The 24,109-nt window shown below is 58.0% G+C and carries 24 protein-coding genes; 15 read left to right on the top strand and 9 right to left on the bottom strand.

Annotation, left to right across the window (positions count from 1 at the left end):
* Nucleotides 1–2: 2 nt before the first annotated feature.
* Nucleotides 3–3,200 carry a UvrD-helicase domain-containing protein gene (locus L858_RS0107715; protein WP_022682576.1) on the top strand — a complete coding sequence of 1,066 codons (3,198 nt, stop codon included), beginning with the start codon at nt 3–5 and terminating at the stop codon, nt 3,198–3,200.
* Between the two features lie 106 nt (nt 3,201–3,306).
* Here L858_RS0107715 and L858_RS0107710 read toward each other — a convergent pair whose 3' ends face one another.
* Nucleotides 3,307–3,951 (bottom strand): hypothetical protein, encoded by a 645-nt coding sequence (locus L858_RS0107710; RefSeq protein ID WP_022682575.1) that lies wholly within the window; start codon nt 3,949–3,951, stop codon nt 3,307–3,309.
* Between the two features lie 118 nt (nt 3,952–4,069).
* On the bottom strand, nt 4,070–5,371 hold the full coding sequence (locus L858_RS21640; RefSeq protein ID WP_152639789.1) for a hypothetical protein: 1,302 nt from the start codon (nt 5,369–5,371) through the stop codon (nt 4,070–4,072).
* Between the two features lie 486 nt (nt 5,372–5,857).
* Here L858_RS21640 and L858_RS0107700 point away from each other — a divergent pair, with 486 nt between their 5' ends.
* The 7 genes from L858_RS0107700 (at nt 5,858) to L858_RS0107670 (ending at nt 10,539) form a co-directional block, all read left to right on the top strand.
* Nucleotides 5,858–7,201, top strand: coding sequence for an anti-phage deoxyguanosine triphosphatase (locus tag L858_RS0107700; protein WP_022682573.1), 1,344 nt, complete (start codon nt 5,858–5,860; stop codon nt 7,199–7,201).
* A gap of 99 nt (nt 7,202–7,300) precedes the next feature.
* A complete protein-coding gene (locus tag L858_RS0107695) occupies nt 7,301–7,813 on the top strand; it encodes a hypothetical protein (RefSeq protein ID WP_022682572.1) in 513 nt (170 codons plus the stop codon).
* Between the two features lie 49 nt (nt 7,814–7,862).
* Entirely contained in the window at nt 7,863–8,051 is a 189-nt protein-coding gene (locus tag L858_RS0107690; protein WP_022682571.1) for a DUF6961 family protein, read from the top strand.
* A gap of 127 nt (nt 8,052–8,178) precedes the next feature.
* Nucleotides 8,179–8,799 (top strand): hypothetical protein, encoded by a 621-nt coding sequence (locus L858_RS0107685; RefSeq protein ID WP_420801826.1) that lies wholly within the window; start codon nt 8,179–8,181, stop codon nt 8,797–8,799.
* A gap of 28 nt (nt 8,800–8,827) precedes the next feature.
* Nucleotides 8,828–9,220: a heavy metal-binding domain-containing protein gene (locus tag L858_RS0107680; protein WP_022682569.1), complete on the top strand. Its 393-nt coding sequence runs from the start codon at nt 8,828–8,830 to the stop codon at nt 9,218–9,220.
* 55 nt (nt 9,221–9,275) lie between these two features.
* Nucleotides 9,276–9,794: a hypothetical protein gene (locus L858_RS0107675; RefSeq protein WP_152639788.1), complete on the top strand. Its 519-nt coding sequence runs from the start codon at nt 9,276–9,278 to the stop codon at nt 9,792–9,794.
* Between the two features lie 55 nt (nt 9,795–9,849).
* Entirely contained in the window at nt 9,850–10,539 is a 690-nt protein-coding gene (locus L858_RS0107670; protein ID WP_028055922.1) for a HEPN domain-containing protein, read from the top strand.
* A 61-nt stretch (nt 10,540–10,600) separates the two neighbouring features.
* Here the strand turns inward: L858_RS0107670 and L858_RS0107665 are convergent, their stop codons facing one another.
* From L858_RS0107665 to L858_RS0107650, 5 genes are all read right to left on the bottom strand, one after another.
* Nucleotides 10,601–11,371 carry a hypothetical protein gene (locus L858_RS0107665; protein ID WP_028055921.1) on the bottom strand — a complete coding sequence of 257 codons (771 nt, stop codon included), beginning with the start codon at nt 11,369–11,371 and terminating at the stop codon, nt 10,601–10,603.
* A complete protein-coding gene (locus L858_RS22535) occupies nt 11,340–11,525 on the bottom strand; it encodes a DNA translocase FtsK (RefSeq protein WP_420801827.1) in 186 nt (61 codons plus the stop codon). Before L858_RS22535 ends, L858_RS0107665 begins: the two co-directional genes overlap by 32 nt.
* 43 nt (nt 11,526–11,568) lie before the next feature.
* The gene (locus L858_RS21945; RefSeq protein ID WP_193742851.1) at nt 11,569–11,727 is read right to left on the bottom strand and encodes a hypothetical protein; all 159 of its coding nucleotides are present in this window, start codon (nt 11,725–11,727) and stop codon (nt 11,569–11,571) included.
* Nucleotides 11,727–12,077 carry a thermonuclease family protein gene (locus tag L858_RS0107655; RefSeq protein ID WP_022682564.1) on the bottom strand — a complete coding sequence of 117 codons (351 nt, stop codon included), beginning with the start codon at nt 12,075–12,077 and terminating at the stop codon, nt 11,727–11,729. Before L858_RS0107655 ends, L858_RS21945 begins: the two co-directional genes overlap by 1 nt.
* 123 nt (nt 12,078–12,200) lie before the next feature.
* Nucleotides 12,201–12,449 carry a hypothetical protein gene (locus L858_RS0107650; protein WP_022682563.1) on the bottom strand — a complete coding sequence of 83 codons (249 nt, stop codon included), beginning with the start codon at nt 12,447–12,449 and terminating at the stop codon, nt 12,201–12,203.
* Between the two features lie 169 nt (nt 12,450–12,618).
* Here L858_RS0107650 and L858_RS0107645 point away from each other — a divergent pair, with 169 nt between their 5' ends.
* The 7 genes from L858_RS0107645 (at nt 12,619) to L858_RS0107615 (ending at nt 22,054) form a co-directional block, all read left to right on the top strand.
* Nucleotides 12,619–14,103, top strand: coding sequence for an ADP-ribosylglycohydrolase family protein (locus tag L858_RS0107645; protein ID WP_022682562.1), 1,485 nt, complete (start codon nt 12,619–12,621; stop codon nt 14,101–14,103).
* Nucleotides 14,104–14,243: 140 nt separating this feature from the next.
* Nucleotides 14,244–15,284, top strand: a complete 1,041-nt coding sequence (locus L858_RS0107640; protein ID WP_037504470.1) for a helix-turn-helix transcriptional regulator — start codon at nt 14,244–14,246, stop codon at nt 15,282–15,284.
* A 66-nt stretch (nt 15,285–15,350) separates the two neighbouring features.
* Complete coding sequence (locus L858_RS19835; protein ID WP_238564939.1) at nt 15,351–16,313, top strand: PD-(D/E)XK nuclease family protein; 963 nt, start codon at nt 15,351–15,353, stop codon at nt 16,311–16,313.
* Between the two features lie 73 nt (nt 16,314–16,386).
* Nucleotides 16,387–17,898, top strand: a complete 1,512-nt coding sequence (gene istA, locus L858_RS0107630; protein ID WP_028055920.1) for an IS21 family transposase — start codon at nt 16,387–16,389, stop codon at nt 17,896–17,898.
* Nucleotides 17,898–18,629, top strand: coding sequence for an IS21-like element helper ATPase IstB (gene istB / locus L858_RS0107625; RefSeq protein ID WP_274518600.1), 732 nt, complete (start codon nt 17,898–17,900; stop codon nt 18,627–18,629). Before istA ends, istB begins: the two co-directional genes overlap by 1 nt.
* Nucleotides 18,630–18,833: 204 nt before the next feature.
* The gene (locus L858_RS0107620) at nt 18,834–20,240 is read left to right on the top strand and encodes an SbcC/MukB-like Walker B domain-containing protein (protein WP_028055918.1); all 1,407 of its coding nucleotides are present in this window, start codon (nt 18,834–18,836) and stop codon (nt 20,238–20,240) included.
* Nucleotides 20,241–20,305: 65 nt separating this feature from the next.
* Nucleotides 20,306–22,054 carry a DUF262 domain-containing protein gene (locus tag L858_RS0107615; RefSeq protein WP_202951357.1) on the top strand — a complete coding sequence of 583 codons (1,749 nt, stop codon included), beginning with the start codon at nt 20,306–20,308 and terminating at the stop codon, nt 22,052–22,054.
* A 161-nt stretch (nt 22,055–22,215) separates the two neighbouring features.
* Here the strand turns inward: L858_RS0107615 and L858_RS0107610 are convergent, their stop codons facing one another.
* Complete coding sequence (locus L858_RS0107610) at nt 22,216–23,712, bottom strand: relaxase/mobilization nuclease domain-containing protein (protein ID WP_022682558.1); 1,497 nt, start codon at nt 23,710–23,712, stop codon at nt 22,216–22,218.
* Nucleotides 23,709–24,032 (bottom strand): plasmid mobilization protein, encoded by a 324-nt coding sequence (locus L858_RS0107605; RefSeq protein WP_022682557.1) that lies wholly within the window; start codon nt 24,030–24,032, stop codon nt 23,709–23,711. The genes L858_RS0107610 and L858_RS0107605 overlap by 4 nt, the downstream gene beginning before the upstream one ends.
* Nucleotides 24,033–24,109 lie beyond the last annotated feature (77 nt).

The following is a 24,109-nucleotide window of genomic DNA, read 5'->3' as shown; positions in this document are numbered from 1 at the left end:
AGATGACTGCCCCCAATATCACAACCGTTGTCGCCTCTGCAGGTGCCGGCAAAACGACGCGCATCGTTGGAAACATCGCTACGGAGGTTGCGTCCCGCGATCCCGAAACCATCGTGGCCACCACGTTCACCGTGAAGGCCGCTGACGAGTTGATTGAACGCTCGCGCGCCAAGTTGTTCGAATTGGGCATGCCGGACAAGGCAGCACGGCTGCTCGGCGCCCGCTTCGGAACAGTGAACGCCATTTGCGGTCAGATCGTGTCGGAGAACGCCATCGCGCTTGGACGATCACCTCGCGCCGAGGTTATTCCCGAAAGCAGCGTGTCGCGAATCTTTGTGATCGCCGCCGATACGGCGATTGAACGTCACGCGCCCGCGTTGAACGAACTGGCCGAAGTCATGGGGTTCTTCGAGCCTAAGCGAGCCGCTGATGCCGGGCGAAGTGATTGGCGGGCGACCGTCAGACGCTTGATCGAGCTCGCTCGAGCGAATGGAATTTCATCCGCCGAACTAGAGATTTCTGCGGAACGATCCGTGGAGACATTTCTTGAATTGCTCCCGGCGGCTTCGACCCGCAGCAGTGAAGAGTTCGATGCCGATTTGCGAGCGGCCGTAAGGTCGGCAGTAACTGCGGTGCCCGCTGAGTTTAGCGCTACCGCCAAACCGCATGTGGCGTTGGTCCGTCAGATCGATGCCGAAATCCGTCGAGGCGGACGGATCTCCTGGCCGAATTGGGTCCGCCTGTCGAAGGTCAGCTGCGCCAAGAAGGACGGTCAGGCATTCATCGATGCGCTTGAGGCCGTTGCACAAGCGGCTGATCGACACCCTGAACACCCGCGGCTTCGCGAGGACTGCACTCGGTTCATCAGATCAGTCTTCGCCTGCGCAGGCGAAGCGCTCGCAGCGTTCCAAGCTTATAAGGCAGAGCGCGGATTATTGGACTTCACTGATCAAGAAGCGCTCGCACTCGAAGTCCTTCGTGACCCGACGATGTCCGCTGGGCTCGGTGAGCGCATTGGTCGATTGTTTGTCGATGAATTTCAGGATTCCAGCCCGCTACAGGTGGCCATCTTCACAGCCATGTCAGGCCTGGTCGATGCATGCACCTGGGTCGGAGATCCAAAGCAGGCCATTTATGGCTTCCGCAATGCTGACAGTGCCCTGACCCAGGCTGCGTTCGCTGGTGTCGCCGCATCATCCAACGAACCACAAGATGTGCTGGCAACCTCCTATCGCAGCCGCGAGGGCATCATAAACCTTGTCAATGCTGCCTTCCCACCCGCCTTGGGCGCAATGGGCCTGAAAGCTGAGGAACATGCCTTTACCGGGACGGGTCGCAGCGAAGACGGCTTCACGCAAGCCCCGCTGGCGGTGTGGTGGCTCGAAGGCAAGCTTGAGCTCCAATATGCCGCACTCGCCGCCGAAATCCGCGATCTGGTGAAATCCGACGCCCCCTGGGAAGTCGCGGCGCAGCCAAAGGGCGTGCGGGCGCTCCGCGCGGGAGACATAGCCATCCTGTGTCGCAGCAAGGCGGACATCGCGAAAGTATCGGCTGCGCTCAGCCAACAAGGCATCAAGGCCGCAGTCGAGCGTGAGGGCCTTGCGCAAACGTCGCATGTCCAACTTGTCATGGCGGCATTTCGTTGGGTCGCAGATCCCACCGATCGTCTTGCGCTTGCTGAACTGGCTCGTTTCTTCGCCGACGATCCGGAATCGGACTCTTGGCTTGAGGCACTCGGCGCAGAAAATTCGTTAGAGGCGATGCTCGCCGCCGTGCCTATATCCTCAGATCTTTCCGCGATCCGTAAGGGCATTCTCTCGTTGACGCCGGCAGATCTCGTCGATGCGATCATCCTTCTCCCAGAGCTTTATCGTCGTGTAGAAAGTTGGGGTGACGTCGCGGCCCGGGTAGACGATCTCGAAGCCCTTCGAGGTTTCGCGCGGAGCTACGAGGAAAGCTGCGCAAGCGAAGGATCCCCTGCAACACCTTCCGGCCTGGCGCTCGCTTTGGCTGCGGAAAACCCAGCGCGGCCACGCAGCCTGCAGGACAATGCCGTCAAGGTCATGACCTACCATGGTGCGAAGGGGCTTGAATGGCCCGTCGTCATCCTGACTGGACTGGGCAAGGAACCAGAGCCGAGGCTTTTCGAGCCAACAGCCGAAGCCGACGGTGAGATAGATTGGCAGAATCCACTCACTGGGCGCTGGATCCGCTACTGGCCTTGGCCCTATGCCAGCCAAAAGAAGGACGTATATCTCGATGCTTCAGCGCCCAGTTCGACGCTGGGGCAAAAAGCCGCGATTCGCACAAGGGATGAAGAGGCCCGCCTTCTTTATGTCGGCATGACACGCGCTCGCGATCATCTCGTATTTGCGCCTCCGGCTAAGGGCACACTCCATTGGTTGAAGGTCCTCGACGGGGACGGATTAGAGCATTTCTCTTTACCGGGTGTCGGCGGCAATGGGATTCGCGCTGGGACGGAGACTTTTCCAGCCAGGATCGCAACGTTGGTGAGCGACGAAGGCATCGACGCCCAGCCCCCGGTCGTGTCATTCGGACGCATCGCGCGACCAATGATGCGCCGGGCACCGCTTCATCGCCGCCCGAGCGAGGCATCAAGCAGCGAAACCTTCACAATCGTGCAGAAGGCGACAATTGGACCGCGCTTGCCGTTTACGGGCACCCCGGACATGGCCCTGCTCGGAGAAGCCGTGCACGCCATCATTGCCGCAGATCAACCCCAAGATCCGCTGGATCGTCGCTTGGCTCAAGCACAGGCGATCCTCGATCGCTGGGGGGTACATCAGGTTGCCGCGAAGGATGTTCTGGCAGCCAACGAGCGGCTGCTCAGCGAAATCTCCAGCCGTTGGCCCAATGCCACGATTCACCGCGAGACCCCGATTGCAGCACGCATTGGAGATCAGGTGATTACCGGACGCATCGATCTGCTGGTTGAACATGACGACGGCTTCGCCATCATCGACCACAAATCCTTTCCCGGCGCTCCGGACAGCTGGGACGCTCGATCCATTGGGCACGGCCCGCAAATCCAACTTTATGCTGACGCGCTGAATGAGGCGCGGCCTGGTGCCACATGCGAGCTCTTCATCCATATGCCCATTGTCGGAGGATTTCTGCGCATTGCACGCACCGGGGCCGAACTGACGCTGACACAGGAGGCCGCAGCGGTCGGCGGCTAAGCACGGACAACCGCCCATCGTGCCGCCTACCAGCGCCTTAATCGCTGGTAGGCAGGTCGGTCATGTCATGAGCATGCGCTTGCGCCACGCCCACGCTGAGAATGAGTTAGGCAGCTTTTGCCACCTCAAAATCGGTGGTGTCGATCCACCCGGCAGCGAGTTCGGCCTGTTGCTGGGCATAATCTTTAGCGGTGTCGGGCACGGCGACGCCGTTGGAACGCATCCAGATCCAAATATTGGCGACAGCATTTTCGCTTAATGCCCTGTCCTGCCTGTTTACGACCATGACGGACAGGTTGGGCAAGCCATTGTCTGCGCAATAAAGGCCAACATGGCCGAGATAGCGTCCGAGAACTCCGATATCGGCCTGACGCAGCGGCCTTCCGGTGAGCTCAGTCCATAACGCCCCATAGGTCGTCCTACGATCATCTGATTCGCGACACAGGGCCAGTATGCGCCCTACAATGCCGGCCGGTGAATGGCCCTCACATGGATAGCGACTGATCTTTTCGCGCAGGACGGTCGCAAGCGGCACGATCCCTCCGTCCGTTTTACCCAGCCGCTCATAATTGGCGCGCAGGCTGTCGAGCGCCTCGTCGGTCAGATGTGCAATGGCGGGATCCGCATAAGGAAAGAGTGCACACAATTGCGCAAGTCGCGCTGAATGCTGCTCCTTCTCGCGCGGTTCGGCGCTGCCGCTCCTCGAACGCTTCAGCGCGTCGCGTAGGGCATTGATCTCGTTCCTGGTCATAACGGGTCTAGTTCCTCCTCAACTGGCTGTATCTTGACGCGCCAATGTCTCAAATGACTCGTAGCCCGCATAGGGCAGACAGATTAAGACGGGCTAAAAGCATTTTCTCCTACGTCTATCAGGTCAAGAATGCTGCTTCTTCAACCTTGCCTTCATCATCGTATCGAAGTGCAAGCTGCACTTGTCCAGATTTTGTCATCAAGCCATGAACAAAATCATCCAGCTTTGAAATTAGATGTTTGTAATCATTGACAATTGAGTAAGCAGAGAAATGACTTTCATGTGCCAACCTATTTATTTCAGAATTTCTAAAAGATATTAGCTCATCACTGTTGGCTATTGAGGATCCGATGAGACTCTGAGTTTTGGACGTGATTTCGTCTCTAAAACGATCAACTACTCGCAACCAGTCTTCAGTGCCACCTTTTGGCCGAGTGAATTTGGCGGCAGTGGGGTCGAGATAGGTAACTATCACGTGCGCTGCGGCAGAAAGTTGAAGATACATCTCGTATCTGGCGATCAGTGGCCAAGATCTTGCAACATGATCCTTTATTACTGTATAAGTATATTTTGTTCCAATCTTATCTTTGCTTTCAATCGCAGAGATATTTTTGACTAAACTTTCCATATCGCTTTGAACAAGGTCAAGCCACACGAAAGATTCTCGCATTAAACTTTCGAGCGCGTGGGATTTCTCACTCGAAATCATGCTTGGATCGGATAAGTTCTGGAGATGAGCGAGCATGTCCTGGAGATAATTGAGAGAGCCGACGATGTCGGCTCGATCTTGATTTTCGATATGATCTCGAAGGTCGGAGATGCTCTTTCTGATGCCCCCAAGGCTGCGCTCAATATCGGCCAGGTGTGCTTGCGAGACAGCGATGCTGACCAGCATGAATGCGCCACCAGCAAGCTGGGCGACCTGCCCCGATTGAACTAGCCTGCCTTTCTCTACGACCGGCTTAAGGCCATTTGGTAGGGCTTTTACCGCATCAGCAAGAACCTCACCGCTCTTGGTGGTCATCAGCGTATAGGTTCCATCTTTCAGGCCCCGAGTTACCTCGGGCGAAAAAACTAGGCGGATCGTCTTCCCAGGTAGCCGGGCGCTACCACTCAGAAGATCGGTCGCCATTTGACCCAAGCGGCCGATATTCTTTTCTGCATTTTCGACCTTATGTATCGAAAATGGCAAAGTAGATACTTCCTCAGCTTTCAATAATATATTGCCATGGTCGTCAGACACTATTATCGCAGACGGCGAATTTAAATCATTGGATCGGTTTGATGTAATATGAATTTGTTTAATTTCAGGATCGATCGGGAGTGAATTTATTGCGCGAAGTCTTCTAACTTCGTAAGCATAGTAGGTCGCAATGACACAGGCTGCGGATAGCAGTGCTAGGAGAATGCCGGTCGCCATAAGTCCCCACAGAACGAAAACACGTGCAAATCAGTACGGAAATTTTGCTGTTCCACAACGCAAATCGGCTCGCTTAGCGGGCGATCGGAATCTCCCCTATTTGGCTTGTCCAGACCGGGCTTTTCTGGGACCGCTTGGTGTCGAAAGACCGAGCGCCGCATCCTTGGGTGGCTAGGACAATGGTATTGCCGGCGGTGAGGACTCGGATCTAATCCGGGCCGCTGCGCGATTGTTGGGGTTCAGCCGGGTGGTCCTGACCTTCAGGCACGAATTGGTGAGGGGCTGGATTGATGCCCTTCCGGCGTCAATCCGATCCTCGAAATGAAGCGACTTAACCGGATGTTTGCCCCCATCCGTAGCTATGATGTGCCCTCACTTGCTAAAAACAGGCCCTTCCGCGACCAATATTTCCGAAAATTCGAGGTACGGTTCACGCTGCACACGCTCCATGCTAGCGCGCAAATATCTTGATAACGGAATGGGGGTATGATGCACTGGCTAGACCGCAGAACGCCGGAGTCACGCAAATCGTTCGATGCCCGGTCCGCCGGCGATGTCGACTATGGCCGCGTGGTCCACTCAGCCTCCTTCCGGCGACTGCAGGGCAAGACCCAGATTCTCAATCTTGGCGATAGCGATTTTTATCGCACCCGGCTCACGCACTCCTTGGAAGTGGCGCAGATTGCTGGCGGCTTGGTCAAGCAGCTCGTGCACAATCTTCCTGGCCACCCTGCGCTGGCCTACCTACCAGAACATGCTCTCATACAAGCCATTGCCTGCACCCATGATCTGGGCCATCCCCCATTTGGGCATGGCGGCGAAGTCGCTCTAAATTACTGCATGCGGGATCATGGCGGCTTCGAAGGGAACGGCCAGACGCTCCGCATCCTGTCGAGATTGGAGAAATTCTCGGAGTCCGCCGGTTCGAACCTAACCCGCGAAACGCTGTTGGGTGTTCTCAAATACCCTGTTGCTTTCAGCCAGGTGGCGAACCCAGATCTCCGACCGGGGATGCTTCCCGACACCAGCGGCACGCCGCTGCTAGACCGCAATACTTCCGAGCCCCCGAAATGCTATCTGGACTGTGAGCAGGACGTCGTCGACTGGATCCTCTCCCCGCTCTCCAAGGGTGATCAGGATGCCTTTCGGCAGTTTGACCTCCGGCCAGAAAAGCACGCAAAGGCGCGCCACAAGGCGTTCGCCTGCTCGATCATGGACCTTGCGGACGATATCAGTTTTGGCATCCACGACCTGGAGGATGCACTCGCCCTCAAGCTGATAGATGAGCAGCAATTTCATAGACACGTGCCTGCATCGGCATGTCAGGGTCTACTCGACTACCTAAACAGCCAATACCGCGGCCAATATGGCAATGACGTGTATGGCGGCCTGCTCAACCGCCTATTTGGCGATGGCAACGACCGCAAGCATCAGATCAACCGGATTCTCAATTTCGTCATTCCGAGCATTCAGATCCGTGAGGAAGCCGAGTTTGAGGAGCCAAGGCTCAGGTATCGAGCCGAGGTACCCAAACCCGTGGCGGACTTCTTGGCCGCCGTGACGAACCTGGTTTACGAAGAGGTGATCTGTAGCCCGAGCGTCCAGCATCTGGAGTTCAAAGGACAAATGATGGTGATCGCCGTTTTTGAGGTGATGAAGTCCGAACCAAAGCGATTTCTTCCCAACGACATCTACGTCAAATTCGGCGCATCTGCCGATCCTATGAGGGTCATCTGTGATTATGTTTCAGGCATGACCGACGCCCATCTCTTGCGGACCTACGAGCGGCTCTTTGCCCCTCGGATGGGATCGGTGTTCGACAAACTCTGAGACTCGATAACGGAGGAATGAATGACGCGCCTCGATATTTACGACCGCTTTTGACGCATAAGAAATTTAGCAGGCTCCCATCAACAGCAGGGAGCAAGTGTGCCGGAGCGTGAGAATAGCCTTTTAGCCTGGGTGGGAACGGGCATCGTCTTCGCATTAATGATGCAAGTGGCCCCATTCCGCTGGGCCGTTTACGCGCTTACTGCCTGGCTCGGCTTCCTGTTCGTACAAGATTGGTGGAGCGAACATGAGTTGCCGGCAGGCTCTCCTGATGCAGAATGGCAGATCGAGGCACAGGATCTCCAATCGAATGCCAGCGACCAGCAACTTCGCTACTCCGTGCAGGGATGGTTTCAAAATCGCGGAAACGAGGCGCTCGAAAGCGCGCTGCTGGTCGGTCGCCTTTACGAATGTGATTTGCCCGAAGAACCGATTGATCGATGCACCCCCGTCAGCGAAAGTCATGACAATCTGACGCTTGATCTGAAGCCGGGTTTCCGTACGCACTTCACGGCTTACCCACAATTCAGCGGCGCAGGAGGCCCCAATCCGCGGGTAGTTTGGAACATTCGGAGCATCATCGCCGATAACGACTGGAAGCTGGATCCGTGAGGCTGATTCGCAGCATGGCCATCTTCGCAGCAACCATGGAAGCGAGCTGATGACCAACGATCAAATCGCGCTGGGCGCGGCCATGATGTTGCTGAGACGACATGGAGACCAAGCACCCACCAAGGTAGCAGCGCGGATTGGCGAACTTGCCGTCGAAGGAGACTGGGAGGGACTAACCTTCTGGAAGACAGTCGCATCCAAAATGGATCAGATATTGCGTGCGGGGTCGGTTCAATAATGGCCGCGCGCCTTTGAGATAACGAACTTCAACCACAGCGCCGACCGCTTGACATCTCGGTCGGCGCCATACAACAGATTCACTGGCCTTGGGGAAGGTCAAATATGGGGGTATTTCAATGAGATTCATGTCTGCGGCGCTCGCCTGCGCCATCGCCTCGTCGACGCTTGCTCATGCTCAGGTCCAGTCGCCTGCGCTGGCTGTTGGCCCCGCAGCCAACAATATTCTTCGCACGGGCACGGAGATCCAACTCAAGATGGAAGAGCCGCTGACGACTGAAGGCAAGAAATTGCGTGTGGGTCAGCATTTCAGGCTCTCGGTGATTGAGCCCGTATCTGTAGGTGGTCAGATCGTCATTCCGGTCGGTTCGCCTGCTGTCGGGGAGATAACCGAAGTCCGTAACAAAGGGATGTGGGGTAAATCCGGCCATCTGACCGCCTCTCTCCTCAATGTGAGCGTAAACGGCCGCCAAATCCGGCTTACCGGTACCTTTGACGACAAGGGCGTTACCGGCACGGCAGGGGTCGTCGCCGCCGTTGCCTTTGTTCCGGTGGTGGGCTTCTTCACCACGGGAACTAGCGCCAAAATCGCTGCTGGATCGCAGGTGAAGGGTTTTATCGGCGAAGATGTGCCTTTGGTTTTCGCCGAAGCCAAGCCGGCTGAACCTGTGATCGTTCCTGTCGCAGCAGGCACTTCTATTGCTGCCGCTGTTGAGACGGCTCCGGCGGCTGCCCCTTCCACGAAATGATCCGACTTTAGCACGGAGCTTAAATTCTATGCGTTTCGTTCTGATTGCTGCCCTTTCGGTGGCTATTGCATCGCCTGCCCTTGCCCAACCAACCCAGGCTCAGCCGCTCGTGAATGAGGAAGTCGGCGTCCCCGTTTTCCCCTACGATATCACCGATCGCCCCTATGAGGTGCTGGGTGAGGTCAAGGCTGGGGTCCGCAAGGCAACCGTCTTCAGCAAATCGCCTTCGCAGGACAAAATCTACAAAGAGCTGTGGGAACGTGCACAAAAGCTGGGTGCTGATGCCGTGATCAAAGCGCAATATGGTGATGCTCATGTGTCGGCATTCAGCTGGGGCAAAGCGAACGCGACTGGCACGGCGGTCCGCTTCTTGCCAGCTGGCAGCACCAGTGCGGCAGCAGCACCTGCTGGCTCCCACTAACTTGATGTTACGCGCAGCCTTTATCGCAGGCGCTCTTCTGACCAGCAGTCAGGTAATGGCTGCTCAGGACGCTGCCGCTTCGGAAAACACCATCGCCCCTGCCCCTTCATCCACTCCTCGCTGGGTGAAGGGTACAGATGTTGAACTGATGGTGGTTCGCGAAGTGAACAGCCGGTCTGCCAAGGCCGGCGAGCGTTTCAGGCTGCGCGTTAATTCACCCGTCACCGTGAACGGAGCAATCGCCATCCCGATCGGGGCTTTCGCCTGGGGAGAGATTGTTTCCGTCTCAGGTACGAGCGCGGCAGGAGGCAAAGGACAGCTAAGCCTCCGCTTGCTTCATCTCGACACCCAGTGGGGGCCGGTCGCGTTGACCGGCACGAAAGGTACCGAAGGCGCCTCAAACACCGGCGGGGTCATTTTGGGCGTGTTGGGCTTTGGCATTATCGGCCTGCTGAACAAGGGCGGTAATGCAACCTTCAAGGCCGGCGATATCATTCATGGGTATATCGCCGATGGTGAGGAGCCACCTCCCGCGCCTCTCCTAATTCCTAAACAAGATGGGTCGCATTCATGAAAATGGTGCGGCTCGAATTGTGATTTAGGCATTCGAGATAGCGAGGCTCGACTATATGTCTTTTCGTTACCCAACCTCTAGTCCGCTGCATCCTGAAGCGCTCAAGCAGAAGCAGCGAAGCCTTCGCGAGGGCTTCGCTATGCCTCTCACCCTTCGAGTTCACCGAGCACTTTCTTGGCTCCGCAGGGCAGAAGCCGACGAGGGTGACGAGGACGTACGCTTCATCCTGCTGTGGATCGGTTTCAACGCGGCGTATGCCGGTGACGTTGGTTTAGCGCTGGGTGGCGAGAGTCAGCGCGAGCGCGACGCCTTCGCGCGCTTTTTCTCCACTCTAGTCAGTTTCGATGGCAAGCATCGGATTTATGACATGGTCTGGCAGCGCTTCAGCCAGGAAATAAGGCTGCTGCTGGACAACCGCTACGTATTCGCGCCTTTTTGGCATCATCATAATCATATTGCTGGTTTTGAGGACTGGCGCGGAATGTTGGAACGTGAGCGTGACGCAACGGCTAACGCGCTTCGTCGCCATGACACGGCGACCCTCCTGTCGATCCTCTTTGGACGCCTGTACGTCCTGCGAAATCAGCTGGTCCATGGCGGCGCGACCTGGAACAGCGATGTGAATCGGACGCAAGTTCGAGATGGCTCAGCTCTGCTGGGGTGCCTGCTGCCGCTGTTTATCGACTTGATGATGGACAATGCAGATCATGAATGGCCGATGCCGCACTATCCGGTGGTCGATTAGGCAGCAGTGTCCTGATCATCTGAGCCGTGATCGCCATATTATTGGTGCGGCTGCACCGTCGCTACAATGCGTCGCGGGACGTTCTGCTTGCAATATGGGTGCGGACAATATTCCAACTGTTACGCAGCTGCAGGCGGCGGCTGTCGATTTCCTCCCGCGCGCGCTGCGCGATCCGTTCAAGGTCAACCACCAGCTCATCAGCAAGGCAGCGTCGCTCTGAGGGGGCGGCGTCCTTCATCAGTGCCGCTGCGGTTGACACAGCTTCCGGAACCGTGCGGGAGATGAATGTAGAACAGTCAACGACGCTCCATTCGACTGATTCCTCGGTTGCCAACTCCAGCACCCGAGCACAGCTACGCCGAGCTAAAGAAAGACGCTGCGCGTATTCTGGCGCAAGTTCTCCAGCGATTTTCCAGGCTTCAGCGATACGTGGATCCGCCTCGGGCTCGAAAGCTTCCTCGACGACCGCAGGAGCCATCGTCGACTCCTCTTCGATCGCCAGCAGCTGCCGATCAGCAAGTCCCTCACGGCGTCCGAATTTTCTCAGGCACAGGACTAAAACCATGATCGCAACGCCAGATACGACAATTCCGAACCAATCACCCACGAGAGCAATGGGCAGCACAACGAAGGCAACAAGGCCAGCCAATGCCGCCGCCAATGCGGCGCCCGCAACTTTTGCGAGGATAAAAGCGGCATTGACGATGCCTTGCAGTGCCCTCCGCAGCACCTTCCCAATAAAACATATCAGAAAGAAAGCCATGAGCAAAGCAAGCGCGATAAAAATCAGCCGGACCAACTTACAAAATCCCAAATAAATCGTCTGATGCAACCATGCGCGCTCCGTTTTCGTCTGGCGCACTCACCAAACCGGACACTTCTAAATCGTCCATAATTCGGCGCGCATATGCATATTGAATTCCCAATTCCCTGGCTAATCGGCTTGTTGAACCAGAACGTGAATTTCTGATTAGATCACGCGCCATTTCAATGCGATTAGCATGCATCTCCGCACCGTCGCCTTTCATATCAGCCGAACAGGCCAATGAGCCGTCTCACGCCTGATGCGAGCATCATACCCGTGCCGAGCAGGACAAGACCTCCGATGACAATCGCTTCTAGAGCCACCAGATAGGGGAAGGGCGAACCATCGGCCTCACTATCCCGCTCATCCCAGCGACGCGACATCACCTGCACTCCCGCGCCAGTTCAAGCCCATTGTCCCACTTTCTCATGTAGACCGCTTGCCCTCGGCCAATCTGCTCACAGGCAACATTGACCCCGTTCACATAGATGTGGGCGAGGGTACGACCATAACGGTCGTATCCCACGCGGCGGATGCTGATGGGACCGTTCATAAGATTCTGCAGGCTCCGCTTACTCGCCTGCCCGTCTCCCGGAGCACATGCGCGCCCCTCCGGGCATCCATGGATTTCAGGCGCGTCGATACCGACTAGACGCACGCGTTCTCCATCCAAACGGATGGTATCGCCATCGACGACGGTTACAGCAGCCGCCAGCAAGAAAATTCCGATCATCCTGGATTCCGTTCAGCGATTTTCATCGACGGCCCGGCAGTAGCGAACTTACCGGACCACCAAATGGAGGACAAAGCCTTTGGGGACCTTTGCTAGTGGTCGCACCCTCCTAGCGGTTGATGCTTACTGGCTTGACTTGATGTTCTTCGCCAACACGGAAATCGCGCCGCCGATCAGCAGGCCTGCTCCAACTGTGACGAAGGGCACGACCGCAGCGATAGCGGCACCAGCCGCAGCGCCGGTGATGGCGGTTCGTCCCATCTCGGTGTCCCAAGCCTTCTTCACCCCATCGACAGTCTTCTCGCCGATTTTCTGGCCGACCTTCGCGGCGCTGGTTCCCGCCTCTTTCAGCGTATCTCGATCAATCTTCATGATATTTCCCCTTTGGTGCTTTCACCACCCGATCGTAGCCGCTGGGTCAAGATAGTTCGGCCTCGCGAAGACCTCGAGGAGGTAAGTACGACCACATCTGTCAGATTCGGTCGCAATAGCTCTCGCCAACTTCAAGCTGGCGCCATGAAGATGGACCGAAAGGATAAGAATGGACCAAAGAGACGCTGCTAATCTGCCTCGCACCAGTGCGAGCCATCCGTTGAAGATCGCGTTCGTCCCAACCGGCACTCGCGGCGGCAGAATAGGGATCACATTCTGCCCGGGCAAAAAGCAGCAAGATGCGCTGACGGGCGCATGGAACCGCGACCTCTGCGCAGACCTGGACGCCATTCAAGCCAGTGGCGCTGCCGCGGTAGTCTCTCTGATCGAAGCCGAAGAATTCCTTAGCCTTGGCGTGGAACGGCTCGGCGAGGAAGTACGCACGCGTCACATGGACTGGTTTCATCTGCCCATCGCTGACGTAAGCATTCCCTCCCCGGCATTCGAGCAGGCATGGGCCGCCATTGGAACCAATCTGCGCTCCCGTCTACGCCAGGGCTTCGATATCGTGCTCCATTGCAAGGGCGGCTTGGGGCGCGCTGGAATGATAACCGCGCGCCTACTGGCCGAACTGGGGACCGAGCCGAAGGCTGCCATAAAGCAGGTGCGGGCGGCTCGCCCCGGAGCGATCGAGACTCACGACCAACTCACCTATGTTCAGCGAAGGGCCACAGTCGAAGAGGCTCGTCCCGCCAAGACCTCCGCAGCGGTCCGTTCTCGCGGCCGAGGCGCTTTGATCGGTTTGGCTGTAGGCGACGCCCTCGGAACGACATTGGAGTTTGCGCGCAGGGACAGCTATCCCCTTCTAACCGACATGATCGGTGGCGGCCCGTTCGGCTTGAGACCTGGCGAATGGACGGACGACACGTCAATGGCCCTCGCCTTGGCGGAAAGCCTTCTATCCTGCAATGGTATCGATGAAGCTGACCTCATGAAGCGTTTCGTCGCTTGGCGGGATAAGGGATCTTATTCGTCAAACGGACATTGCTTCGACATAGGCATGACCGTCAGCGCAGCATTGGCTCGCTGGGAGCAATCGGGAGATCCCATCGCCGGATCGACTGATCCCGCCACCGCAGGGAACGGCAGCTTGATGCGCCTCGCGCCAGTAGCTCTACGATATCATGACGCCATCCCAGCGCTCGATGACGCGGCAGCACGTCAGAGCCGGACCACGCACGCGGCGCCTGAGGCAGTGGAGGCTTGCGTCATCTATGCGCGAATGATCGCGAGCGCGATTTCCGGTAGCACCCTGGACGAGGTTCTCAACATCAGCGTCGAGGGCCTGACCGCGAATATCACCGACATCGTTGGTGGCTCCTGGCGAGGTAAGCCAAGGCAAGATATTCGCGCATCGGGCTATGTCGCGCATTCGCTGGACGCCGCACTCTGGTGCATCGGTCGAACCGGCAGTTTCGCAGAAGCCGTCCTGACTGCCGCCAATCTCGGAGAGGATGCCGACACGACCGCTGCAATCACCGGCCAGCTCGCCGGCGCCCTCTATGGTGAAGCCGGCATCCCACAAGCATGGCGGGAGCGGATCGTCGGTTATGAGCGAATTGGCGATATGGCCGACCAACTCTTATCTCGGTAAGCCGTAGAAGCGCGCCCTTTCACTCTGGGCAGCCTAGCCTGCGCCCCATCCCGGCATCGGGAACCTCGATTTCCTTCATTAGGCTCTTGAAAGAGCGGCGAAAGCGGTCGTAGTTGGGCACGAATGGGGGGTAGTGCAGCATGACCGATCGTATGGCCAAATTGGACCGATTATTGGCGCTCGTACACGCGCTATCAGAATCGACCGAGGGCCTGACACTCGACGAAATGGCTGAAACACTGGGGGTCAACCGAAGAACCGCCGAGCGGATGCGCGACGTCATCGCGCGGCACTTCGACCTTGAGGAAGTAACCGAGGATCGCCGTAAGCGCTTTCTCATCAGAGACAGCCTTCGGCGCGTTTACACTCGTCCAACTGCAGCTGAAGTTGCAGCACTTACGGCCGAGGCTGATGGGCGACGAGGGGCTGGCCAAACAGTTCGCGCCGACCAACTGGCGAGCCTCCTCGCCAAGGTAAAGGGCGCCTTTGACGACCGCGAGAAACGCCGCATTGACCCTGATCTGGAGGCTCTCACCCGGCTTCAGCGGACGATGGTCACCGCCGGCCCCGTCGCTACCGTGCCACCTGAGACGATTGCGGTCGTCCAAGCGGCGATATTATCCGGTTGCTGCCTTGAATTCAGCTATGCTGCGGTACAGCAGCAAGAACCGCGCTGGCGACGGGTGATACCCTTTGGCATTGTTCACGGCCCTCTGTCCTATCTGGTAGGAAAGATGCCCGATCGAGAAAACGACCCGGTTTATTATCGACTGGATCGTATGATCGAACCCCGCCTCAGCGAAAGGCTCGGGTGTGCCCCGGATGACTGGGACATTGATGCCTGGCTGGCCGATAGTTTCGGGGTCTGGCGAGACGAAAAGCAAGACGTCGTGCTTCGCGTTCATGCATCTGCGACCTCACGGGCTCGCGAATGGCGGTTCCACCGCAACCAGCGGATAGAAGAACTCGAAAACGGAGACCTCATTATCCGCTTCACGAGCGGCGGGATGCGAGAGCTGGCAGAGCATCTATTCACCTGGGGCAATGAACTCATCATAGAGCAGCCTGCCGCGCTCATTGAGATGATGCGCCAGCGCATCACGGCTGCGCTGACGATGCTGCCGCCGGAAGCCGCCTCGCCTAACGCGACCACTTTTGTCGCACCTACAATGCATGGTTGATGGCATGACGATCAACTCATCGATTTTCCGCCTGACCCTTGCCCGCCTCTCCGTCAAGGTGACGGCATGAGTGTAGCGCCCCCCACCTTTGGACTTTCCAAGTCCAGGATCACGTATTTCGAGCAGTGCCCGAAGCGACTGTGGTTATCGGTGCATCGCCCCGACCTCGCCGAAACCGATGAAGGCGCCGAAGCGCGCTTCGCTGCCGGACATGAGGTTGGCGCCGCCGCCTGCTCGCTCTTGCCGGGCGGTGTCATGGTCGAGGCTGAACCCGATCTTTCCGCGGCGCTTGCCACAACCAAAGCCCTGCTCGAGAGCGGTCACGAGGATCCGATCTTCGAAGCCACGTTTCAGCATGATGGCGTTCTGGTGAGAGTGGATATTCTCGAGCCAAACGGTATCGGTGGCTGGCACATGGCTGAGGTCAAAAGTTCGACCAAGCCCAAGGATTATCACGTAAATGACCTAGCCACTCAAGTTTGGGTCGCCCGCGAAGCCGGCGTGTCAGTCGACAGCGCAGCGATCCGCCATCTGGACACCGACTTCGTCCTCAAAAGCGATGGATCGCTGGAGGGCCTGTTCTTCGACAGCGATCTGACTTCCAACATCAAGGACCAGGTCGAAACACGGGCCGAGGTTGTAGCCGCTGCGCGTGAAACGCTCGCCGGTGAGGAACCAAGCATCCTCCCTGGATCACATTGCAACGGCCTGCCATGCAATTTCGCGGCATATTGCGAGGCAGCACTTCCGCTAGGTCCGGAATGGCCGGTGACCGTGCTTCCATATGGCGGCGGCAATCATTGGCTGAGTCGCGGGGTTGAAGATCTTTTCGACATTGACCCCGCGGTGCTGACTAACCCAACCCATCAACGGGTTTACCAGGCTACCGTGACAGGCGAACCCGATCATAACGTTGAGGGCGCCCGCACCGCCATGGCGGATTGGGCTTTCCCTCGGACGTGGTTGGACTTTGAGACGATCGCATTCGCTGTGTTTCGGCATGCAAAAGGTGCCCACCTGACTCGGTGATCGGCGCCTAATCGGGGACCACCCCCGGGTCATCTATTGTCGCTGCTAATTAAGGCGGGCGATGAGGCGGAGGATGACGACGGTGGAGACGATTGGTCGGATCAGGCGTGCGTATTTCGTGCAAAAGCAGTCGGTGCGGGAGATTGCCCGGCGGCTGCATGTTTCGAGGAAGACAGTCAGGAAGGCGATCGACGCCGAGGACGGCAGGTTCAGCTACGATCGGGTGGTTCAGCCGAAGCCAAAGCTCGGCGGCCACATTGCCGAACTCGAGCGGTTACTCGCTGAGAACGAGCGCAAGCCCCGGCGTGAACGGCTGACGCTGATCCGGCTGTTCGAGGCGTTGCGGACACAGGGATATGAAGGCGGCTATGACGCGGTTCGCCGTCATGCCCGTTGCTGGCAACGCGAGGAAGCGGGGCGGACCGCGACCGCGTTCGTGCCGCTGAGCTTCGAGCCGGGCGAGGCTTACCAGTTCGATTGGAGCCACGAGGTCGTGGTGTTGGCGGGCGCGACGACGACCGTGAAGGTTGCGCATGTCCGGCTGTGCCATAGCCGGATGTTTTTCGTCCGAGCCTATCCGCGCGAGACGCAGGAGATGGTGTTCGACGCCCATGCCCGAGCCTTCGCCTTCTTCGGCGGCGTCTGCACGCGCGGGATTTACGACAACATGACCACCGCCGTGGATGCGGTGTTCCTGGGCAAGGAACGCAAGTTCAACCGCCGGTTCCTGCAGATGTGCAACCATTACCTGGTCGAACCTGTTGCGTGTACGCCGGCGGCGGGCTGGGAGAAGGGACAGGTTGAGAACCAGGTCGGCGTGGTGCGCGAGCGCTTCTTCACGCCACGGCTGCGCTTTGCCAGTTACGAGGAGTTGAACGCCTGGCTGCTGGACCGCTGCCTGGAACATGCCAATGCCAATCGGCATCCCGAACTTCGGGACCGTACCATCGCCGACGTGTTCGAGGACGAGAAGCCAGCGCTGATGCGCATGCCGACCGTCCCGTTCGACGGTTTCCACGCTGTCACCGCCACGGTCTCCAAGACGCTGCTCGTGCGGTTCGATTACAATAAATACTCGGCAGCGGCACGCGCGCTCGGACGACCGGTCGAGGTTCACGCCTATGCCGACCGCATCGTCATCCGCCAGGGCGACGATATCGTCGCCGATCATGATCGGCGCTTCGGCCGTGAGCAGACGGCATACGATGCCTGGCACTATGTGCCGGTTCTGGCGAAGAAGCCGGGCGCGCTCAGGAACGGGGCGCCGTTCAAACAGCTTGCGCTGCCGCCAGCGCTGGAGCGCTTGCGCGGCAAGTTGAAGGGGAGTGACGACGGCGATCGTCAGATGGTGAAGATCCTGACGGCAGCGATGGTCGATGGCCTCGACGCGCTGGAAGCCGCCGCCGCCGAAGCGTTGGCCCAGGGGGTCACGAGCGCCGATGTTGTGCTCAACATCCTGGCACGGTCCCGATCGGCGCCGATGGAGCCCAGCATCGCCACGCCCGAGCATCTACAACTCAAGATCGAGCCGGTCGCCGATGCAGGCCGGTACGATCGGCTTCTGCCGGTGCGGAGGGCGGCATGATGATGGAGCGCCATGAGATCATCGGCTTGATGACCGAACTGAAGCTCGCCGGCATGCGCCACGCTTATGATGAGGTCATCACCGACGCCCTCAAACGCCAGCATCCCATCCAGCATGTCGTTGGCGACCTGCTGAAGGCCGAGGTGGCCGAGAAGCATGCCCGTTCAATCAAGTACCAGATGACCGCCTCGAAGCTGCCGCTCGCCCGCGAGCTCGACGGCTTCGAGTTTACCGGCACGCCGATCAACGAAGGCTTGGTTCGCGATCTTGCCACGGGCGGCTTCCTCGCCAGCCAGCGCAACGTCGTGTTGGTCGGCGGCACCGGTTCAGGAAAGACCCACCTGAGCATCGCCATCGCCCGTAACTGCATCCGCGGCGGCGCCCGCATCCGCTTCTACAACACGACGGATCTGGTGAACCTGCTCGAACTGGAAACCCACCAGGACCGGACCGGCAAGCTTGCGGAGCATCTCTCCCGGCTCGACCTGCTGATCCTCGACGAACTTGGCTACCTACCCTTTGCTCGCACCGGCGGCCAGTTGCTGTTCCATCTCATCAGCCGCCTCTACGAGCGCACTTCGATTATCGTCACCACCAACCTCGCCTTCGGCGAATGGCCAACCGTGTTCGGCGATGCGAAAATGACCACGGCCCTGCTCGACCGACTGACGCATCATTGCGACATCATCGAGACCGGCAACGAGAGTTGGCGCTTCAAGAACCGCAGCTGAACCCGGTCACCCCAGCAAAAAGGCCATTTACGCCGTGGCGGGACGTCTCCGGGCTACGCCCTCCGCCGTCCCGCCACGGCGTATGCGCGCACTATCTACCCGGTCCCCTATTGCACGCCGATCCCGGTCCCCAGTTCCGCGCCGATTGACACCCGGAGCGATTGGGAGAGAAATCGCACAACGACAGGCGTCGCCGCTCAGACCTTGCGCGATATCGAGCAGAAATTGAGCAGCCTACTGGAACGCAAATCGCACGTTACCGAAACCCGGGATCGCCTCGCAAAATCAATTGATGTGAGATTTAGCGGCACCGCAGATTGGCGGCAGCTGGCTGACCCCTTAGACTGGCTTGATGAACAAGCCGACGCCTGGCGTACGCATTTTGCGGACCATTCTCGGATCATCGAAGCCATTCCTGGCTTGGAGAAAGCGGTCGCTGAGGCTCGTGCAGATACCGCAGCCGCCATCGTCCGTTTCGACGAAATCGAGTCCCAGGCCAAAGCCTGGGAGCAAGGGCAGATACAGCTAACAAACGCTCGGAGCGGCCTACTTGGCGGCGACGCTGTGGAGGCCGTCGTTGCCCGAAACGAAATGACGCTGTCGCAGTGTCGCCAGGCCTTGGAAACTGCCCGAACTGCGGCGGCTCTCGGTCGCGAAAATCAGGCGGCTTCAACGGCCCGCAAAGAGGCTGCCGATCAGGAAGCCAAACGCGTGGTCCAAGATCATCTCGATCGCCAAGGTCGATTTCACGGGCGGCTCGCTGAGCTTGCCATCGAGGAAGAGGCTGTCGCCGGCGCAGCGCGGGAAGGACAGACGGCAATCGACAAGGAGGTTGAAGCGCTTGCCGCAATCGACCAAGCCTGCGAAAATGCTGCTGCCCTATTGGCGCAGCGACAGGAGGACCTTGTCCGCCACGATCAGACCGATCCACCTGCCCTCTCTGGCGACGCCCTTGCTCAGGCAGTCAGCGAAGCCAAGCAAGCTGACGAGGCCGCTCAGAAGGCGCTCCAGGATGCCCAGTTCATCCTCCGTCGGGACGATGAGGTGCGGACACAGACCACAAAGCTTCGTGCCGAGCTGGAACGCGAGCGCACAGCGGCGCGGGTGTGGCTCGCCCTTGATGAACTTATCGGCGACGCGACCGGCGCCCGGTTCCGTCGTTTCGCCCAAGGGCTAACCCTTGATCGGCTGCTTGCGCACGCAAATTCCAGGCTTACGGATCTCAAGCCCCGCTATGAGCTCCAACGCGCTCCTAGTGGCGACATGCTTATCCAGGTCGTCGACCATGACATGGCTGGCGAAATCCGCGGTGTGCATAACCTTTCAGGCGGAGAACGCTTCCTGATCAGCCTGGCCTTGGCGCTCGGGCTTGCCGAGATGTCCACCGGCCGCGGCCTCAAGATCGAAAGCCTGTTCATTGATGAGGGATTTGGCGCTCTGGATGGCGCCAGCCTCGGCCAAGCCCTGTCAGTCCTGGAGCATCTTCATGCTACGGGCCGTCGGGTCGGCGTGATCAGCCATGTCGAGGAAATCAAAGAACGGATACCTGTGAAGATCGAGGTGACGCCCGTCGCCCGAGGCCGCAGCGAACTATCGGTGATTAGTGGTTAGGGTAACCCGAATTAAGTCCCGCACACTCCAATGCATTCCCGGGTGACGGGACGGCAGGGAAATGGTTGAAAATCCGCGATTTCAAACTTAGTGGCAGCGTCTTGAACGCCCCTCGCCAAACAGAAATTTCCAAGGAAGGTATTCGCTCAATGCAGCTTAACCCGCAACATGTGACAATCGATGAATTGCTCAGCGGAAGGCTGTTCAGGATACCGGATTATCAACGCGCATATTCATGGCAAGCCAAGCAGCGTGCCGACCTATTCAATGATATTGAAGAAGTCGCGCAGTCTGGCTTTGACCATTTCATGGCAACGGTGGTGGGCCTTGGACGCGAATCCTGCAACATCGGGTCTAAACGGTATAAAGTCGTTGATCTAGTTGACGGGCAGCAGCGTATCACCACCATCGTCATCCTCCTAAAGGCGATCGAGCAAGCCCTGGATAATGAACATACCGACCGCGACAAGCGCGATTTGGGCGAACTACTCGTTAAGGATGACGAACATTCTGTCGTCCTATTGCAGACTAATCACGACAGCAGCGACGTGTTTCTTCAGTATGTGCGGACCGGACGCGCTGCGGACACAAGAGCCCCAACCGCATCAGATCAAAACGTCATAGATGCAATCGCTGAGTGCAAGGCTTTCGTCGCGAACTGGGCAGAAAGTCGGCCGTTGGTGGAGCTCCTCTCTACCATCAGGAACAAGCTCTCCCTGATCTACCATGAAATCGCGGACGAAGCGGTGGTTTACCGCGTCTTCGAGGTTCTCAATAGCCGTGGCCTCGACGTGAAGTGGGTAGACAAAACAAAAAGCCGACTCATGGCTCTGATCTACGAACACGTGCCTGATAGCGTGCGTCAGGAGGGCTTGCATGAGATGCATACCATCTGGAAAGACGTCTATCGTACGTTAGGGTTGGACTTACGTCTCGGGGATGAAGCACTTGCCTTCGCTGGCACATGGAAGCTTCCGACATCGCCGCGGCGGGTGCTCAGCGAAGAAGACGCGTCTATCGAAATCGCTAACGCCGCGGGCAACGCTATTCGTACGATCATGGACGCAGCTCGATGGCTGCGCCGTGTTGTCAACAAGGTTGTCTCATTGGACAATGACCAGCGCCGTTCGGCCGTCGCCCGCGTGCGGCAGGCCCGTTTCGTGGCCGTCGCTATCCTCTTGCGTGGCTTTGAGGAAGAAATCGAACGAGATCTGCTCGCAGCTTGGGAACGCGTCACTTTTCGGATCTACACGCTAGGTGGTGCAGACACGAGAAAGCGTGTCGGGGAATATGTCGAGCTTGGATATGAGATCATCAACGCCCTACTTGAGCCCACTGCGATTAAGCAGCGACTGTTAGACATCGGCCATGGTTATTCGATCGATGAGGTGATCGAAGAAGACGGCAGCACCTGGGAAGAGTGGTATGGTGGATGGTCAGCCGAAGTGCGCTACCTACTATTCCGCTACGAGGAGCACCTAGCCAGGGAAAAGGGCGAGCATGTCGATCCTCTGGCTTGGGAAAAGATCTGGGCAACTGATCCTGCGAAATCGATTGAGCACATTACGCCGCGGAGTAGTAAGGAGCCGTGGGTGCATCACCTCGGCAATCTCACTATGCTGCCCCCGAGAACGAATTCGAAACTCAGCGACAAGCCCCCTGCTGAGAAGGCTGCTACCTATGTTGAAGGAGGCGTTAAGGCGACAGCGGCAGTGGGGCGTGAGCTTTTGCAGGGCATAGTGTGGGATGAAGAAGCTGCGAAACGCAGAGCTGCTGATATTGAGAAATTCGTTCGCGTTGAGTGGGGCGAGTAAACAGCTGGAGTGATTTCGGCGTTTGTTGTGATTGTGGATGCAGCGACAGCGATGTCAGGTATCGCCGGCTCGGCCACTCAGAACGGTTTCGGGAGGTTCAACGGATTTCGTTGCCTCCCGAAGCGCCTAAGGCCAGAGCCATTGTCCGTGGCTCGCCACGATCATCGTGAGCGCCCTGATCGTTGGGCTGACCACGCCCGCTGAAGGTCGATGTCAGAGTCAGTCTCGTTCTCGGGCTGGGCATTCTGTTGGATCGGCAGGCGGGATGACGCTGATCGCTCTACAACGGCTTTCTTCGTAGTTGATCGGCAAACGGACGTTTCGAGAATCACTGGGTCCTTAGCCTTGATGACTGATTTTTCAGGCGCGTTCTGTGCCATAAACGCCGCGTAGCTCAGCAAGCGCGGTAGCCGGAGCTTGCCTATCTCTGCCCGATGCTCGTCGTCCATCGCTTTTAGCTGAGGCAACCGGACATTCTTAGTGAATGCCACGCTGAACAGCCGTCGTTGAGAGGGGAGAAGACGTGCGGCTTGTTCCTTGCGCTTTTTCGTCAGCTGCTGCGACAATGCCTTCCGCTTTGCACGGTGCTCACGTTTGCGTTTCTCACGCTCAAGGCGCGTAAGCCGGCGGGCTTCGAAATGCTGAGCGCGGTAAAGCTCGAATTCTGTCCGATCTGGCTTAACCTCTTCGACCTTCACCTCCGGGCAGATGCGCAGATAATCGGCATTCTCCGGCCACCATCGCTCAAACGAAATCGCGTCTGGAGGCCGCCGCTTTTCAATCTGAAGTAAGCCATACCTGCGCTGCGCGGTATCCAGATCCGAGGCTTTTATCCGGTTGTTGCCGCTGTGCAGATCATAGAGCGTCAGCCCGACGATCTTGGCAGATGCCGTTTTGCTTTTTCGTAGGGCAGCTTCGAACCCGACACCGATGGCAGCAAGGGCTCGTCCAGCTGCGTCCCAGCTTCGCATATCCAGCGCTGCGCGAATCGCGTCCGCCCTTTCGAGAAGAGACTGCTCTCCAGTTCTGTTCGCACGATGTTCATGCGCAGCCTTGCTACGACGCGAGGGACCGACCTCCCGCGCCCCATCCATCTCAAGATGGGTACGCAGTTGGCGGAGGTTGAGTCGCTTCTCTATAAGGCGGCAAAGATCCTGCAACCGATAGAGTGCGAACTGATTGAAGGAACGCTTGACGACATTCGCCGCGGGCAACTGCTCGACCTGCTCCTTTTTGAGTGCAAAGGAAGGCTCCCCTTTCGCTCGTGCATGTGGGGCAAGAAACAGCTGCTTCTCAGGTGTTTTAAGCGTTAGTGGCGACACGGTGCAGATCATGAGGTGGATATGGTCATAGCCTTTGTCACGATGACGAACGGCAATCAGCTGGTGGCCGCCAAGGTTAAACTCCGCGAGCACAGCGTCGATTATCTGCTTCCAAGTTTCGTCGGAAAGCCGGCCGTCGCAGATGGCTGCAGATAGCGAAATGTGCATCACGACCGCTTTAGCCCGAGGCGCCTGTTCAGCGACCAGGGCCATTTCGGCCGAAGCGTTTTGCAGCGATGAGACTTCCCGCAGCTCCAGAATCTCGTGATCGCGGTCTTTGATAAGGTAGATCTCTAGGCCGGCGAAATTTCGCCCCCAGCTGATTGCGGGGATCACGACGCCAGCATCCGGCGGATTGCGTCGAGCAAACCGGCATATGCGGATTGCAGCTCATCGAGGAGCTCGACTGAACGCGCGGTATTCGCATGACGCGCGATCTGATTGATGTTCTGGCCGATGCGCCGAACATCATGAACAAGGCTGCGGGAAGGGATCAACTGCGGGTGCGATTGCCGCACGAGGCGGCGGAGCACCTCGGCAGCGGAGACATCCGAATGTTTTGCGATCTCCTGCAGGAGATCGTATTCGGTAGGGGACCAGCGGGTCGGAAGCACGACCGTGCGCACGCGAACCTCGCTGCCTGAGCGATGGGTCATTTCATTTCTCCAGAAACAAGGGTTTCGTACGGTCACGGAGGGAGGGGTCCAGGGGAGGGCAACGCTCCTCCCCGGCC

This window comes from Sphingobium bisphenolivorans (assembly GCF_000412635.1).
GTDB lineage: Bacteria > Pseudomonadota > Alphaproteobacteria > Sphingomonadales > Sphingomonadaceae > Sphingobium > Sphingobium bisphenolivorans.
Note: the sequence above shows the minus strand (reverse complement) of the source record. Positions and strands in the feature narration are given on the sequence as shown.

Coding starts and splice junctions, on each gene's coding strand:
- L858_RS0107605 (WP_022682557.1), bottom strand. CDS start 24,032: ATGACCCATCGCTCAGGCAGCGAGGTTCGCGTGCGCACGGTCGTGCTT.
- L858_RS0107680 (WP_022682569.1), top strand. CDS start 8,828: ATGCGTTTCGTTCTGATTGCTGCCCTTTCGGTGGCTATTGCATCGCCT.
- L858_RS0107685 (WP_420801826.1), top strand. CDS start 8,179: ATGTCTGCGGCGCTCGCCTGCGCCATCGCCTCGTCGACGCTTGCTCAT.
- L858_RS0107645 (WP_022682562.1), top strand. CDS start 12,619: ATGGACCAAAGAGACGCTGCTAATCTGCCTCGCACCAGTGCGAGCCAT.
- L858_RS22535 (WP_420801827.1), bottom strand. CDS start 11,525: ATGGCGCGTGATCTAATCAGAAATTCACGTTCTGGTTCAACAAGCCGA.
- L858_RS0107650 (WP_022682563.1), bottom strand. CDS start 12,449: ATGAAGATTGATCGAGATACGCTGAAAGAGGCGGGAACCAGCGCCGCG.
- istB (WP_274518600.1), top strand. CDS start 17,898: ATGATGGAGCGCCATGAGATCATCGGCTTGATGACCGAACTGAAGCTC.
- L858_RS0107670 (WP_028055922.1), top strand. CDS start 9,850: ATGTCTTTTCGTTACCCAACCTCTAGTCCGCTGCATCCTGAAGCGCTC.
- L858_RS0107700 (WP_022682573.1), top strand. CDS start 5,858: ATGATGCACTGGCTAGACCGCAGAACGCCGGAGTCACGCAAATCGTTC.
- L858_RS0107675 (WP_152639788.1), top strand. CDS start 9,276: ATGGCTGCTCAGGACGCTGCCGCTTCGGAAAACACCATCGCCCCTGCC.
- L858_RS21640 (WP_152639789.1), bottom strand. CDS start 5,371: ATGGCGACCGGCATTCTCCTAGCACTGCTATCCGCAGCCTGTGTCATT.
- L858_RS19835 (WP_238564939.1), top strand. CDS start 15,351: ATGAGTGTAGCGCCCCCCACCTTTGGACTTTCCAAGTCCAGGATCACG.
- L858_RS21945 (WP_193742851.1), bottom strand. CDS start 11,727: ATGTCGCGTCGCTGGGATGAGCGGGATAGTGAGGCCGATGGTTCGCCC.
- L858_RS0107690 (WP_022682571.1), top strand. CDS start 7,863: ATGACCAACGATCAAATCGCGCTGGGCGCGGCCATGATGTTGCTGAGA.
- L858_RS0107715 (WP_022682576.1), top strand. CDS start 3: ATGACTGCCCCCAATATCACAACCGTTGTCGCCTCTGCAGGTGCCGGC.
- L858_RS0107710 (WP_022682575.1), bottom strand. CDS start 3,951: ATGACCAGGAACGAGATCAATGCCCTACGCGACGCGCTGAAGCGTTCG.
- L858_RS0107655 (WP_022682564.1), bottom strand. CDS start 12,077: ATGATCGGAATTTTCTTGCTGGCGGCTGCTGTAACCGTCGTCGATGGC.
- istA (WP_028055920.1), top strand. CDS start 16,387: ATGACGACGGTGGAGACGATTGGTCGGATCAGGCGTGCGTATTTCGTG.
- L858_RS0107640 (WP_037504470.1), top strand. CDS start 14,244: ATGACCGATCGTATGGCCAAATTGGACCGATTATTGGCGCTCGTACAC.